The organism is Brevibacillus sp. NPDC058079 (assembly GCF_042885155.1).
In the GTDB taxonomy this organism is placed as follows: Bacteria; Bacillota; Bacilli; order Brevibacillales; family Brevibacillaceae; genus Brevibacillus.
In genome coordinates this window covers 205,288-219,437 of record NZ_JBHVSO010000007.1, presented here as the reverse complement: position 1 = coordinate 219,437, position 14,150 = coordinate 205,288, and the positions used below count along the sequence as shown (strand labels likewise).

The 14,150-nt window shown below is 36.5% G+C and carries 15 protein-coding genes; 12 read left to right on the top strand and 3 right to left on the bottom strand.

Translation table 11 applies throughout. The features are described from left to right. Positions 1–7 precede the first annotated feature (7 nt). Entirely contained in the window at positions 8–613 is a 606-nt protein-coding gene (locus ACFVS2_RS21445) for a hypothetical protein (protein ID WP_390237444.1), read from the top strand. Positions 614–839: 226 nt separating this feature from the next. After that, positions 840–1,577 (top strand): NUDIX hydrolase, encoded by a 738-nt coding sequence (locus ACFVS2_RS21440; RefSeq protein WP_390237442.1) that lies wholly within the window; start codon positions 840–842, stop codon positions 1,575–1,577. A gap of 74 nt (positions 1,578–1,651) precedes the next feature. Here the strand turns inward: ACFVS2_RS21440 and ACFVS2_RS21435 are convergent, their stop codons facing one another. After that, the gene (locus tag ACFVS2_RS21435; RefSeq protein ID WP_390237439.1) at positions 1,652–2,089 is read right to left on the bottom strand and encodes a hypothetical protein; all 438 of its coding nucleotides are present in this window, start codon (positions 2,087–2,089) and stop codon (positions 1,652–1,654) included. A 226-nt stretch (positions 2,090–2,315) separates the two neighbouring features. On the opposite strand from ACFVS2_RS21435, the gene ACFVS2_RS21430 reads away from it, so the two are divergent. The 6 genes from ACFVS2_RS21430 (at position 2,316) to ACFVS2_RS21405 (ending at position 6,951) form a co-directional block, all read left to right on the top strand. After that, positions 2,316–2,552, top strand: coding sequence for a hypothetical protein (locus tag ACFVS2_RS21430; protein ID WP_390237437.1), 237 nt, complete (start codon positions 2,316–2,318; stop codon positions 2,550–2,552). Between the two features lie 162 nt (positions 2,553–2,714). Next, positions 2,715–3,608: a YfbR-like 5'-deoxynucleotidase gene (locus ACFVS2_RS21425; protein ID WP_390237435.1), complete on the top strand. Its 894-nt coding sequence runs from the start codon at positions 2,715–2,717 to the stop codon at positions 3,606–3,608. 210 nt (positions 3,609–3,818) lie between these two features. Next, a complete protein-coding gene (locus ACFVS2_RS21420; RefSeq protein WP_390237433.1) occupies positions 3,819–4,553 on the top strand; it encodes a hypothetical protein in 735 nt (244 codons plus the stop codon). A 20-nt stretch (positions 4,554–4,573) separates the two neighbouring features. Continuing rightward, positions 4,574–5,128, top strand: a complete 555-nt coding sequence (gene lepB / locus ACFVS2_RS21415; protein ID WP_390237430.1) for a signal peptidase I — start codon at positions 4,574–4,576, stop codon at positions 5,126–5,128. 133 nt (positions 5,129–5,261) lie between these two features. Further along, on the top strand, positions 5,262–5,957 hold the full coding sequence (locus ACFVS2_RS21410; protein ID WP_390237428.1) for a hypothetical protein: 696 nt from the start codon (positions 5,262–5,264) through the stop codon (positions 5,955–5,957). A gap of 565 nt (positions 5,958–6,522) precedes the next feature. Further along, positions 6,523–6,951 (top strand): helix-turn-helix domain-containing protein, encoded by a 429-nt coding sequence (locus tag ACFVS2_RS21405; protein WP_390237426.1) that lies wholly within the window; start codon positions 6,523–6,525, stop codon positions 6,949–6,951. A gap of 153 nt (positions 6,952–7,104) precedes the next feature. Here the strand turns inward: ACFVS2_RS21405 and ligA are convergent, their stop codons facing one another. Next, positions 7,105–9,099 carry an NAD-dependent DNA ligase LigA gene (gene ligA, locus ACFVS2_RS21400; protein WP_390237423.1) on the bottom strand — a complete coding sequence of 665 codons (1,995 nt, stop codon included), beginning with the start codon at positions 9,097–9,099 and terminating at the stop codon, positions 7,105–7,107. 179 nt (positions 9,100–9,278) lie between these two features. Between ligA and ACFVS2_RS21395 the strand changes: the two genes are divergently transcribed. From ACFVS2_RS21395 to ACFVS2_RS21380, 4 genes are all read left to right on the top strand, one after another. Beyond that, positions 9,279–10,718 carry an HD domain-containing protein gene (locus ACFVS2_RS21395; RefSeq protein ID WP_390237420.1) on the top strand — a complete coding sequence of 480 codons (1,440 nt, stop codon included), beginning with the start codon at positions 9,279–9,281 and terminating at the stop codon, positions 10,716–10,718. A 182-nt stretch (positions 10,719–10,900) separates the two neighbouring features. After that, entirely contained in the window at positions 10,901–11,311 is a 411-nt protein-coding gene (locus ACFVS2_RS21390; RefSeq protein ID WP_390237418.1) for a hypothetical protein, read from the top strand. 120 nt (positions 11,312–11,431) lie between these two features. Next, positions 11,432–12,373 carry a 3'-5' exonuclease gene (locus ACFVS2_RS21385; RefSeq protein ID WP_390237416.1) on the top strand — a complete coding sequence of 314 codons (942 nt, stop codon included), beginning with the start codon at positions 11,432–11,434 and terminating at the stop codon, positions 12,371–12,373. Positions 12,374–12,389: 16 nt separating this feature from the next. Beyond that, positions 12,390–12,830 carry a hypothetical protein gene (locus ACFVS2_RS21380; protein WP_390237413.1) on the top strand — a complete coding sequence of 147 codons (441 nt, stop codon included), beginning with the start codon at positions 12,390–12,392 and terminating at the stop codon, positions 12,828–12,830. An 886-nt stretch (positions 12,831–13,716) separates the two neighbouring features. Here the strand turns inward: ACFVS2_RS21380 and ACFVS2_RS21375 are convergent. Beyond that, the gene (locus ACFVS2_RS21375) at positions 13,717–14,061 is read right to left on the bottom strand and encodes an EthD domain-containing protein (protein WP_390237410.1); all 345 of its coding nucleotides are present in this window, start codon (positions 14,059–14,061) and stop codon (positions 13,717–13,719) included. Between the last annotated feature and the right edge of the window lie 89 nt (positions 14,062–14,150).

Here is a 14,150-nt window from a genome sequence, read left to right as displayed (position 1 = left end):
AATAGTGTTGATTACTATGACAGTAAAGTCTGAAATAATGAAAATGTATGGAGATATGATGCGTCATGAATTAATTGAGCATAGTTTGTCTGCGATGGGTAATTTCGCTTTTTTTGCAGAACGTTGTTTAGCTCAAAGTGGAAATCAACAAGTGAAGCAAACGATAAATGCTTTCATTAGTTCAAAAAAGAAAGTAGAGTTATTCTTTCTAATTGCGAATAGTATCTATGAGTACGCAAAGAAAGAAGGAATAGGGGAAAATCTTGATTTCCGAATGAGTAGGGTAATTGAAAAATATGAGAGAAAGACGTTGAACCATTTTGAGATCTTGTTAGATGAATACGATTATCCAGATTGGTTTAAGCGTTATATTCCCTTTATCGAAGCAAACCATGCTCAGGATATTTATGATTTACTTATGCAAGTAGTTCAATCAAAACCAAATTTTGAGCAACAAATGTTAGAAAAAGGCTATGCAACCAAGACACATATATTTGTCCATCGTGTGTGCAGGAATTCTATGAAATGGCAATATGTACTTTCATTAGTAGATGCGTACTCTGATGAAGATCAAGAAACAGCGCTGAAATTGCTCGCTTTTCAACCATTGTAGGATTAGGACAAAGATATGACAATGGTTTGCCCTGTTGCTCTATCAGGCCATTGTATGTTTCCAATGCTAAATTGTTGCCTTAGCAACTTTATCTATAGAAAAATTGTTTGACATGTTTCTCAAAATACAAGAATGGATGAAAATGCGAAAATATTTTTTGCAAAATAAAAATAAAATGGTACAATCAAATCCATATACCTATTGATACATGTAGGAGGAGAAGCTAATGACTATGCAAGATCGTGAACATTGGGTCACCCAGGGGAACTTAGAAGAAATTTTGAGAAAAAGAGACACACATGAAGTGGATTCCTTAGAATGGAAAGAGCTGAACGAATTAAAAGCAGAATGGTTAGAATATCACAAACCAAGTAATAAGGAAGAAATCATATATTTTGAAGAGACAGCTCTGTTGGATATTCCGCATGGTTTTTCGATTGTGGAGAAATTGCCATATCTCCCTTTTGATGTGATGAAGCGAAGTTTGCTGGAACATCATCCTGAAAAGCGGCACCCGATTCCCTATGCTATTGTTCGGCACAAACGCCGTTACTTTTTTATCCTGAGAGAAAATGGTAGTGGAGAACTCAGGTTGATCGGAAAAAAAGGGATGCTTGGGGGACATGTAGGAAAGGAGGATATAGATCATGAAACAAATAATTTAAGTAAGACGATATTAAATGGTTTAATGAGAGAGCTTCAAGAAGAGGCAAATATTGAGGCTCCCATGATAGTATCTATACATCTAAAAGGACTAATCAAGGGTGAGGAAGGTGTAGACGCTGATCACTTGGGGATTATATTTGAAATAGAATTGGATACAGATGATATAGACACTCAAGAAGAAGGGGTACAAAAAGGAATCTGGATTCATGAAAATGACTTAAAAAACCATTACCCATCCTTTGAGTCGTGGTCAAAGATAGTTTATGATCATGTGTTGTATCCTGTTGATTTGAGATGATCAAAACGTGAAAAAATGGTTACAAACAAGGAAAAGACTCTTGTTGACAAAAACAGGAGTCTTTTCTGCATTCTCTATTCTTCTTCTAAATCGATGCGAACAGGAATGGACATTTTTGGTGTATAGTGTACTGTTACTACTTGTGTTTCTTTTACTCCTGGCTCTGCGGGAACAACAAATTCAAGGAGTTGGTCTTTTTTATTTGTAGAAGAATCAGTTTCTAAAAAAATTATCCAATTGCTCCCACCTTCTTTTTCTGGGAAAACATCCAAAACCTTTCCTGTTTCAGATGCAAAACGGTTGTTTTTAAACAACTCAATATCTTCTTTACAGCGATTGATGTTTGGTAGACTTAGCGAACCTATTAACAAAAAGTACCCAGACCATAACAAGTTTTCTCTCTGTACAAAGAAGAAAATAACGGCGAGTACAATCGAAATTACCAATAGTAGTTGATTGTAACGTAATTTCTTATTGATAACGAGTTGAAATTGCTCCCATGATAGTTGCATTTTCGCACACCCCTTTCATTGTAATATTCTCTCATTATATGAGGAATGGATCAAACTTACTTATAGAAAAAGAAGAACCATGTTTGATGAAAAAAATGTTGTAAAAAATCTTTTACATCGTTGAATAAAAACAACAATATTGCTATAATGACTATAGTAAACGTAATTTTAAAAAACTTGAGACGATAACTTTTAAAAATAGAACCCAATGAGATAGGAGATAGTAATGAAATTTTACCGCCCTGTAACAGAAGAAGACTTTACGATCCGATATGAAAACAATTTGCCTGTAGAAGTTACGGAATTAATTGAGAAAGGTCAGGTCATAGAGGCTAAAGTGATACTGCGACAAAATTACAGCCTCGGATTACCGGAATGTAAAAGATATTGTTCAGCGTACCAAGCGTTCTTATCGGCAAAAAAGGACTTTTATGACGGAAAACCTGTGTTTACAGAGTATTGAAATATCGATTGATCAAAGATAAGAAGGTATTACAGCGGCAATTGAGCAAGTGTCTAATTATGGCACGATGGTTAAAGTAGTGTTAGATGGTTGGGTCGAGTAATTCTTTCAAATTTGGCAATCAAATTTAGAACGAAATAGAAGAATGAGGAGGAAGATACAATGTATGTAGGAACCTATTTATCAAAAATTCGAGGTCTAATGAACCTGAAACGGTATCAAAATTTGTATCTGTTCAAACAGCGATCTGTAGCCGAACACTCTTGGTCGGTTGCTAAAATTGCTCAGTCTCTTGCTTATCTGGAGATGCAAAAATTCGGGAATAGTGTGGATATGGGCTTGTTACTTCAAAAAGCTATTACACATGATGAATTAGAATTAATCACGGGCGATATTTTGAGTCACACAAAACGTAGAACACCAGCAATGCTTCAAGCAGTGGATGAGCTGGAGCAAGTTATCTTTGAAGAAGAGTACGCTGTCAAAATTCTGCCAAAAAATTGGGCTGAACTTTTCCGAAAGTTTACCTTAGAAGCTAAAGATGAAAGCATCGAAGGAAAAATTCTTGGAGCAGCGGATGTCATTGATACACTCCTTGAAGCTACTGAAGAAATAAAGCTTGGAAACTTGGAGTATTTTACAGATGTCCTGCGTAATTCCGCTGAAAAATTGCTAAAGATTGATCTGGATAGTGTACGCCACTTTTTAAAACATTCTCTTTCAGATTTCGGGTTGGATGTCCGCCAATACTACGGATATAACGTGTATCAGGCGATTCAGGAAATGAAGACGGCAGATGGTAGTGAAGACATTATCTACATTCCATTTGAAGATGTGATGGAATTCATTAAATCAAGTAATCAAACCGATTGGGTTGTGCAACATGATGAACATCGTGGTGAAGTGATGCGCTTCCGAAACAAGTCACTCTATCAGATTGAAGTCGTGAAAAATGGAGCGAGTGAAGAAATTCGAAAAGAACTTTTTTCAATTCCTTTTTCTGATCTTATGTGTGGAAAGTGGTTTGTTCTTTCCCAAGCAGAAACCAATCTGTAAAAGATGAATGAAAATTAGAGCGTTAACAGTTGAGAGGGAGATTCCCCTCTCTTTTTTATTGTTTTTTTGTAACAACTTCTTGTTTTATATTCTGTTAGCTTGCTCTTATTGGAAGTGATCCAACAAGAAAAATGATTAATTTCAAGAGTAGCATTCTACAATAAATCAGATATTTTTTGTTATTCATTTAAGGAAAAGGAGGATGGAAGATTGGATTTCCAAGATGTTAAACCGAATAACCGATTGCAAATTGAATTAGAAAACGACAATAATGCCCTACGCAATTTGCGAGGAATTGTTCTTGCGGTAGAAGCTGGCGTAATCATATTGGTAACAGATTATGGGGAATTGGAAGAGATTTACGAAGATAAGATCTTGAGTATTACCAGCATCAATATGCCAAAACTCGTATCTGATAGCATGACTGAATTAAAGAATCATTTTGCTGAGATTTATGAGTTAGAAGTAAAACTGAAAATGCTAAGAGATAAGGAACCAGATCTGATTCAAAATTTATTTGACGCAAACTTCTTATCGAAATTTAACATTAACGGTGCGAAAAATAGGCTGGACAGATCAATAGATCAGTCCCTTACGAAGTTTATGAAAGATGTTGTATCCTATCAAATTACTTTTGCGTCGAATCCAAATAACCAAATTGAGATACTGATTCAAATTTCTAACCACATTGATTACCCGAATCTTGACGAGGTGAGGGATGTTGACAAAATCATTCGCGTTCATGCTCCCAATGAGTATGAGCTGTTGGAGAAGTGTTTCCCTTTTGCTTCCAAGCCAACAGAACTGGAGAAAAAAGTTGTGCATGAAGAAGAGAGTGTGTACAGCGTTCGAACCCAATATCGAATGAACGTCGATGTATCAAAGGATAACTTTTTGGAGGTTCGTCAGCAAATCATTAAAGGACTAATGAAGTTGAAAAAGTAACAAGAAAGGAAGTGTGTAACATGGAGAAAACAAGCAGCGAAATGAAAAAGGAAGAAATGTCCCAAACATCAACGTTCAAGGAATTTGTTAGTTGGATTAAGGTACTCATCATAGCAGCTCTTATCGGAAGTGGTGTTAGTTTTGTTATTAAGCCGACATTGGTTTCGGGTGAATCTATGTTTCCAACTCTAAATAGCCAGGATTATTTAATTTTAAATCGTTTGGCTTACAAAATAGGGGAACCTCAACACAAAGATATCGTTGTATTTCAGAGTCGTTTACCTGGTGAAAAGATCTTGATTAAGCGTGTTATAGCGACGCAAGGTGAGAAGATCTCAGTAAAGGATGGAAATGTGTATGTCAATGACAAATTGATTGATGAACCATACTTAAAAGGAATTTCCACTTCAGGAAATGTAGAAGGGATTGTTCCTGAAAACATGATGTTTGTAATGGGAGATAATCGTGGAAACAGCATTGACAGTCGGCGTTCTGAGGTCGGATTTGTAAGCAAAGATGAGGTTATTGGAAAAGTATGGTTTAGACTTCTTCCATTCAAACCAATTGCGGAATAGACGGCGTTTCCTGTTTTATTGACTTCACAATTTAATGTACTTAATCAGATAGAAACGAAAATAAAGATAGATCTGAATGAAATTACAAAGAGCTTCTAAGATATAAAAAATATTAAAAAAGAGGAGGTTGTGCATGAATAGAATTAATCAGCGAGGAATGGATCTGATTCAGTATAAAACTGAATTAATGAAAGACTATCCGAAACTCGTCAAAGATTCCTTATATTTGGCGTTGGATCAGATGGTTGAAAACAAAATATTGGACATGGATACGTACATGTTTATAAAAGATGAATCCTGCACTCCCGCATCATTTGAAGAGTACCTCTATACCAAAACAAGTTTTCTAAAAACAGAAGACGAGATATTCGCAGAGTTTGAAGTCATTCGCTTTAAACTAAACGAGAAGTTGAAAGCGCATGGACTACATGAAACAAAAACCGAGAGTGTAATAAAGAAGGATGTCATTCTTGTAACGAAAAAATTCTGTGTCAATGAAGAATTTACGATGAATTATTTTGGAGTCGAAGAAAAAGACTTACTCAAACTGATGAAGCGAAGGGGATTTGTGGAGAAATATGCTGTTCTTCGGCTTACTTCGATCTTTAAATCGTTTATGGAGAAGCTCGAAATGCCATCCAATTTGTTTCTTTGCGATATGTCATTAGTGTATTTTGACAAAGAAGAAAACGGATACTCCATTGATTTGTATTTTGAACTTCCAGTCGAAGAGGTAGAGCGTGAAGAAAAGCTTGATCATATCTGTGAAGATATACAAATCATCGTGGAGAAAGCCCAGGATCATTATGAAGCAAAAACTGTAGCATAATCCAGTTGATAAATTAGAAAAACGCTTACTCGTTTGAGTAGGCGTTTTTTGTTTCAGTGATTATTGGCTTTTGAAGTTCGAACAATTACCAACGTTGCAATCAGAGGAATACTCATAGTTACAAGTCCAATAGAAAACATTATTACATTATGCATATCATTTTCACCATCCCTTGTTAGTTTTTATATTGTATATTTCTGTGACGAAATTATGAACAAAATGTGTCGGAATTGTGTATGGGTATTTTTAGAAGTTGAATATTTCGTTCCTATCATGCCATTTGTCATGTCGTAACATTCTTGCGGGAAAAACCCTTTTTGTTAAAAACTTCATACGCGTAATCAAAGCAAGTATCATCGTTTGGTAAGGAAATGCCCGTAGTCGGGTAGTAAGCGTCAATTGACAACGACGATATGATTAGATCTTATTTCGCATACTCAATTGCAGTGTTTTTCTTTTTATGAAATAAATCTTTCGTTATAATGACAATAGAATATGTTGACGAATCAATATACCGACAAATCGAATATCAGCAAAGATTTCGCTAATGAAGGGGAATTCCATTATGACAATAAGAGATCGTATAGAGGAATTAATGACAATCCGAGGTTGGACAAAGTACAAACTTGCAAAAGAATCTGGTTTGCCACAATCTACAATCACGTCACTCTTTAATGGAAAAGTTAAAAATCCTTCCATTGAAACAATATCCAAAATTGCAGAAGCTTTTCGTGTTTCAACTGACTTTTTGCTCGGAAATAAAGGTGTTAATTTTGATGAAATTTCTGTTTTGGAAGAAGGTAAGTGCAACAAAGTTCCAGAAGAAAGAGAATACTCGCAAGGTATTGGGGGAAGTGAAACTTCTTTGGAAATTGAATTGGCGGATGTCAACTTACTGAGTAAGTATATGATCAAGCTTGATGGAAATGAAATAACACAAATGGAATGGGAGAAGCTCTTAGCCTTTCTACGGATGGAGCGAAAATTTTATTAGTTGTGACGAGACAATTTACGATTCCAAAATTTATGAGAAAAAGGAAGCTCTACGCGTATGTGAAATTATGAGAGATATTGATGAATAGGTAAAAGCGTAACAAAGAAGGACACACATTAAATTGTGTGTCCTTCTTGTTTTATTTGAGTGTAATTATTGAGCAGTCTCAAGAAGTTTAAGGAATTCATCCTCTAATACAATCTTAACATCAAGCTCAATAGCTTTGTCACGCTTAGATTTTCCTTCTCCGACAACAACAAAAGATGTTTTTTTGCTAATAGATCCAGATACTTTAGCTCCTAATGCTTCGAGTTTTGCTTTTGCTTCTTCTCGCCCCATGGAGTCAAGCGTTCCAGTAACCACTACCGTTTGCCCAGCAAGTGGAAGATTCTCATCTTGTGATTTAGCTTCAAATTCACTTTTCATTGTAAATCCGATTTCCTGCATTTTTCGAATCATAATTCGACTCTCTTCATTTGTAAAGAAGGACACGATACTGTCCGTGATCGCAATTCCAAAATCAGGTAGAGAAATAAGCGTCTGGTAGAAACTTTCCTTGTCTTCTGAGGCTGTCAAAATGGCATCCATATCAGCGAATACCTTAGACAAGTCTTTTGACTTGGACTCACCGAGATGCTTAACAGAAAGGGCAATTAAGACCTTGTGGAGAGGTTCTGATTTAACCCGTTCAAGTTCCTTCTGTAATTTTACAAATGATTTCTTGCCGAAGCCTTCTAATGCACAAATTTGTTCTTCTTTTTCTTGAAGATTGTACAAATCAAGGAAGTGACGAACGATCCCTTCATTAAAGAAAAGTTCCACCGTGCTTTCACCAAGACTATTAATGTTGAGTGCTTTTCGACTTGCAAAGTGTTCGATTTTTCCTTGCAGTTGAGGTTCGCATTGTTCTCCACGGCAAAAGAGGTTTGCACCATCAAATTCCGTCGCTGATCCACAAACTGGACACTTGTCAGGAGCCTTAATTACTGTTTCTTTTCCTGTACGAACATCTTTAATGGAAGCCGTTACTTTTGGAATTACATCATTTGCCCGGATGACAAATACGCGATCCCCAATACGAATGTCTTTTTCTTCAATCATGCCATAGTTAGCAAGTGATGCTCTGCTTACATTCACACCATCAATGTCAACTGTTTGCAGTAGAGCAACAGGGGTAATTTGTCCTGTTCTTCCTACAGAATGTTCAACACCTTCGATTCCGGTAGAGGCTTCTAACGATGCAAACTTATAAGCTGCACTCCATCGAGGGTGTTTCGAAGTATTTCCGAGTTCTTCTTTTGCGCGAAGCTGATCGAACTTAATGACCAGTCCATCAATCATAAATGGGAGAGTTTTACGTATGTTCTCTTCAACGTTTTGAATGAATGATTTTAATTCAGAAAAACCTTCTTCTGTTTGTTCAAAAGCAAATGATTCAACTGTTGTAAAACCTTGCTCTTTCAGGAATTGAAGTTGATCGCTGATCGTATCGAATGTGATTCCTTCGACTTTAACAACATCGAAAACAATACCTTGTACAGCTCGCTCCTCAGCAATTTTGGCATTTAGTTGACTCAATGTTCCGCTAACCAAATTTCGAGGGTTGGAATACGTTCCATCCACATTGATATGCTCAAACTCTGCGTAAGGGATGATTCCTTCCATACGAACTTCCAAATGACCTTTAAACGGAATGACAGAGGGAAGATTTTTGATAGTTCGAACGGTATGAATAATGTTCTGACCAACTTCTCCATCGCCTCTGGTCACTGCCATTTTGAGTAAGCCGTCAACGTAGGTTAACACGACGGTCAATCCATCAAGCTTGTATTGAGCCAGAAGTTTACCGCCAAATCGTTTAGCAAATGCAAGAACGCCATCCCAGGTTTTGATTTTTTCCTGTGACCCCATGAAAGAGCTATGTCTCACTTTCTCCAACTCATCTACCATGACAGCATAGATTTTTTGAGTTGGTGAATCTGGGTCTGCAAATTCAGGATGTTGTTTCTCAAGGTCGAGAAGCTCATAATAGAGATTGTCGTATTCTTGGTCACTAAGAATTGGCTTGCTTAGTTCATAAAGCTCATCGTGCTTACGGATTTCCAAACGAAGTTCTTTCACACGTTGTTTAGCTTGCATAGTAGTCATGTAGATAAATCCTCCTTATATATAACATTCCATCTATTGTACGCTTATTTTCAAATTGTATCACAGCTATTGTGTTTAGTAAAATATAATTTACAAGATTATCAAGTCTGGTGTAAAATTGGTACAAGTCTATAGAGAGGTCGTGTACATATAAAATGATAAGGGATATATTGAGGGCTTTGAAAGAACCCTTTACTGAAGAACAGTTAATTCAATTAATAAATATCTCGAACGAGAAAAAACAAGAGGTAGAAGGGAAGTTAGGAGGATTCCCCGAGAAGGAAGAAGTACAAAGAATTGCAAGAAAGTATAATTTAAATGCAGAGCATTTTTACTTCGTTGATAAAACCAGACCATGTTATTGCTATTACGATTTTCCCGCTTACGTTACTATCGATGTATTTAATGATCAATTTTTTGATTTTGCAATGGGAATACAACGAATCATCTCTATTAGAGAAGCAGCGATGAAGGCTTGGGAAGAGAAAGACTATTGTAGAATTTTTGTGTTTACGGAGGATCAAGCAAAAGTTCTCTTACTAAACAAGATGTATTGGTTGATCGAGGATGACCAAAAGTACGATCTATATAAAGAAGTCTACACACTTTTGGATTATGGACATACATTAATTGATAAAGATATTAAACATGATGTGTGGAAACATCAATCAGTGGATCGGCGAATCGAAATACGTGATTTGCTGGATGATGATTATCAAGGAGATGTGTTAACTGTATATAGAGGAGAAGGGAGTGAGTCTACTCCTTATGACCAATCAATGAGTTGGACAACCTCTTTAAGCGTAGCCTGTTTCTTTGCTACTCGGATTCGATCTGATCTTCATGCTAAGGTTTATCAAGCAAGAGTGAGAAAAGAGCATGTGTTAGATTACGATAATCATCGAAACGAAAAAGAAATCATTGTATTTCCAGAGCAGTTAGAAGATGTTGAAATAGTCCCAATGACGCAACTCGTTGATGAGTGGAGCCGCTTGGAGGAAGAGGGGCATCTGGATGAGTATGTCTTGTACAAAAATACTTTCATTAAAGAGTCTCACTATAAACACCCACAAGGTATACATGGAATCCACCATGTGAAGCGTGTTCTTTTTCACGCAATTACACTTTCCAGGTTATTAAGATTGTCTGATAGTGATCGAGCGATTTTGGCTAATGCGAGTATTTATCACGATATTGGGAGAAAGCATGATTATCACTGCAAAATGCATGGCGAGTGGAGCTGGAAGCAATATGTGAGAAATCTCTCAGGTTTTAATCCTCTCATCGAGGTGAATTGCGTAGCGAAAAGAGCAAATGGCGAAAAAGAAGGATATGATATTCGAAACCTCACAATCGATGAAGTAGGTATCGTTAGATTTCTTATTGAATATCATTGTCGTGATGATGAGGAAGGGCAAAAAGCACTACAAAAGATGCATCTTCATAAAAAGGCAAAAGACAGATATTGGAGGCTGTATCAGATCTTTAAAGATTGTGATGGTCTTGATCGAGTGCGTTTACCCATCAATGAGTTAGATGTAAAATACTTTCGAACGAATGAAGCAAAAAATCGGTTGGTCTATGCTTTTCAAGTACAAAATCATACAGATAAATTATAAGCGCAGCTTAGGACTCATGAACTTGATAAATATTATATATAAGTAAATATATATTCGCTATTTCAGCCCTAATCAATGATTAGGGTTTTTTTGTATGTGGAAAGAACAAAATTAAAAATTGACTATAAACAACGTTATTAATATAATAATCTAAAATCAACGGATTAAAGGGAGCATATATGTTGAAATCAAAAATTCTCCAAATACATAAAGAATACGTTGTCTTGATCAAACCAAAGTGGAAGTTCTGGTTATCCATCATCGCCACATTGTCCTTTATGGATGGAATGGGTATCTATGCGTACAATAACCCCTCTTCATTACTTCGCGGGGATGTATTCTTCTTATCGGTCATTCTTTTTACCAATCCTTTTTTGGTGTTTGGATTATATCGGCAAGCTGTAATGGAGGGAATCATGAGTTTTCATTCTCGAAAGATTAACAAATTGGAATCGATTATCTCTACTTCTACAAAGGAGTACACCTTGAGTGAACTATATCAAGCCATTCCGATTCATGAACGGCATAAATTTGTTGAGTCTATTTACCATTCTAATCTATATGGAACCATTAGCGAAGAAATGAAATCGTAGATAAACTATTTATCTATTTTGAGAATCGCATATGATATCAGAAAGCTAAACATCGTAGTAGATTTGCGAAAATCACGTTGTATTGAAAAATATGGTTGTTGAGAGAAAGGAGAAGTAATCGTGGCTGTTGCAAAGGCAAAGAAACCGTCAAAAATCAAAAAGGTGCCTGAAAATGCTTTGCAGATGCATCAATTATTACTGAATTCGAAGCGTTTAGTTGTAGGAGATATTGAGACAACTGGTTTTTCACCAGATAAAGGCGGTCGGATATTTGAGGTAGCGGGAGTTGCTATTGAAGATGGGAAAATTGTTGATACTTTTACGCAATTAATTGATCCTGGAGTGAAGATAAGCCAAAAAATCATAGATTTAACAGGTGTAACAAATGAAATGGTAGCGGGAAAACCTGCTTTTGGTCAAGTTTTACCCGATTTTTATCGGTTTATTGGAGATAGTGTTTTTGTCGCGCATAAAGCTGATTTTGATTGGGGGCGTTTTTTGCAAGTTTATTTTCGAAAGGTCGGGATAATTGCGAGCAACCAAATCATCTGTACGAATGTGTTAGCGAAATTATATCTTCCTGATTTGCCCAAGCATGACTTAAAGGGAATATGCAAGGAAGCTGGAGTAGAAATTGCGAATCATCACCGTGCGTTAGATGACTCTATTGCATTAGCGCATGTTGTCCTCCACTATCTCAAAACACACGCTCCCAAATATGGAAGTGTTCCTACAAATGATTCTGAACCAGTTCAGACTTCCCTGTTTGAAGAAGTCGTAATCCCAAAAAAGGGAGAGAAGGAAATGCCGAAGGTTGTTCCTATTACCTTCAAAATTAAACGGGTAAGTTATTGGGAAAAAGAGATTACCAAGCAAAAGAAGATGCAACGCATTTATGTATTACTTTCAATTGGTAGCGTGTATTTCGACATACCTACGAAAACCTGGTACAACAAAGATGTCCAAGTTGGTGTGAATTTTGAGGAAGTGAATCAACGGGTATTGGATTATCTGAAATTAGGTAGCCAGGAAGAGTTATGTCAATATCGAAATTCAAAGTAGTTACAGAGGTGAAGATATGAAGGTAAAAGAGTTGTTGGCGAGTATATCTTTTGCCACTGTAATGAAGGAGCTTTTGCTAACGAGTCCTTTCTACAAAAAGAGGCTTACGGAATTTTTTGTATACCTTCAAGAAATAAAAAAGACAAAAAGCAAGAGTTCATTAGAAACTACACTTATCATCGATGAAGACTCATATCAACGCTGTTACCTTGTGGATGGTCACAATCGATCCATTCTTAATGAGGGAATAACGTATCTTGCTGTAGGGGATTATCTCGATGCGAGGATTGGGGAATGGGAGCTGAAGAATCTTTCTCCTGGTCTTATTGTTGCGGCATTGTTAGTCACGCTAACGGAAGAAGGGACATGTTTTAGTGAAGCGGATCGAATGCAGTTTGCAAGGAAACTCTACTGGCACTCATACGAATTGAACATAGCTATTAGCATGTCTGAATAGCAATGTTGATTGTCTGGATGTTGCTTCATGAGAGGATTAAAACGAGTTTTTTCATTAATTCATATTAGGTTAGAAAAATTGAATTTGGTAGCGTGAGAAAGAGCTGGTTATTCAGCTCTTTTTTTATTAATCAAGTCGATGTTGTTCTCTTGACAACTGCAATAGCAAATAATAAGGTTATATTAGTTTAAGCGTTTGCGGTGTGTTTCCTTTCTTAGAGGAAACGTTGTTTTTGATTGTGATGTATTTCCTTTCGTGGGGGAGATGCATACTTTTGAGTTTACCCTTTTTGATTCTCAACATTTTTGAGTTTCTATTTTCTTCTCCTTTTGAACACACTTGAAACACAAGAAAAAAAGAGGGGTCAAAAGACTCCTCTTTTTTCTTGATCAGATTTTTTTGTCCCCCTCAAAACGCCAAAATCTGAACGATAGCTGTACCAATGCAAAAAGATAGTCGTTGAATGGAACGTGATACCTGGATTTTCGATCCCGTGTTGTTCCATACGATAAACCCAATTTTTAGCACGAAATAAAGACCTAAAATGCTTAAAATTGTAGTCATCATCATGAAAAGCCATCTCTCCTTTGTACAGTAAAGCCCAAAGACTTCCCCTGTTTAATGTGATTCACCAATATTATATGCGTTATCGTATCAATACATAAAAAAACAACGAATTCAATTTGGAAAAGTAATGGTTTATTTATTGACTATATTTAATCATGAAGTTATAATGAAAACATAGTCGATCATGAAACTATCTCTAACCTGTTTAATAAAGTGAAGGCTTGCGATACCCCCTTATCGCAAGCCTTCTTTCGTTTTCTTATATCGATACAAATGAAAAAGACTGATAGGGTTAATCTATCAGTCTTTTTCATGCCTTTTATGCAGACAGTCCAGGTAGACCATCTGTGGTCGTGAAGCAAATAGGAGGTACAGAGAAGTAATTCGCACTGATTTCCTGATAGTCTTTCATCAATGCTTGACCAGCATTTGACGCCATAGACGCGACGAGTGTTTCCATATCTGCGAATTCCACAATCGAGATAAAATATGGTTCCATCACGCTTACAGGCATATCGTGTTGTTCTACAGTTGAATCCTTAATCGTGAGAACATTAGGGATATCATTTGCATGCCCACGGTGAACATTCCGATAATGCGCCATGAACTCTTTTGGATCACCCTTTGGCTTTGGGAATACCACAACAAAGCGAGCTGTCTTCATTTAGAAACTCTCCTTTCGTTTTTAAATCCTTGGATTATATGCGGTTGATTTATGTTTGAATCGGAATTCAGAAGAAAAACCGAAGCGAT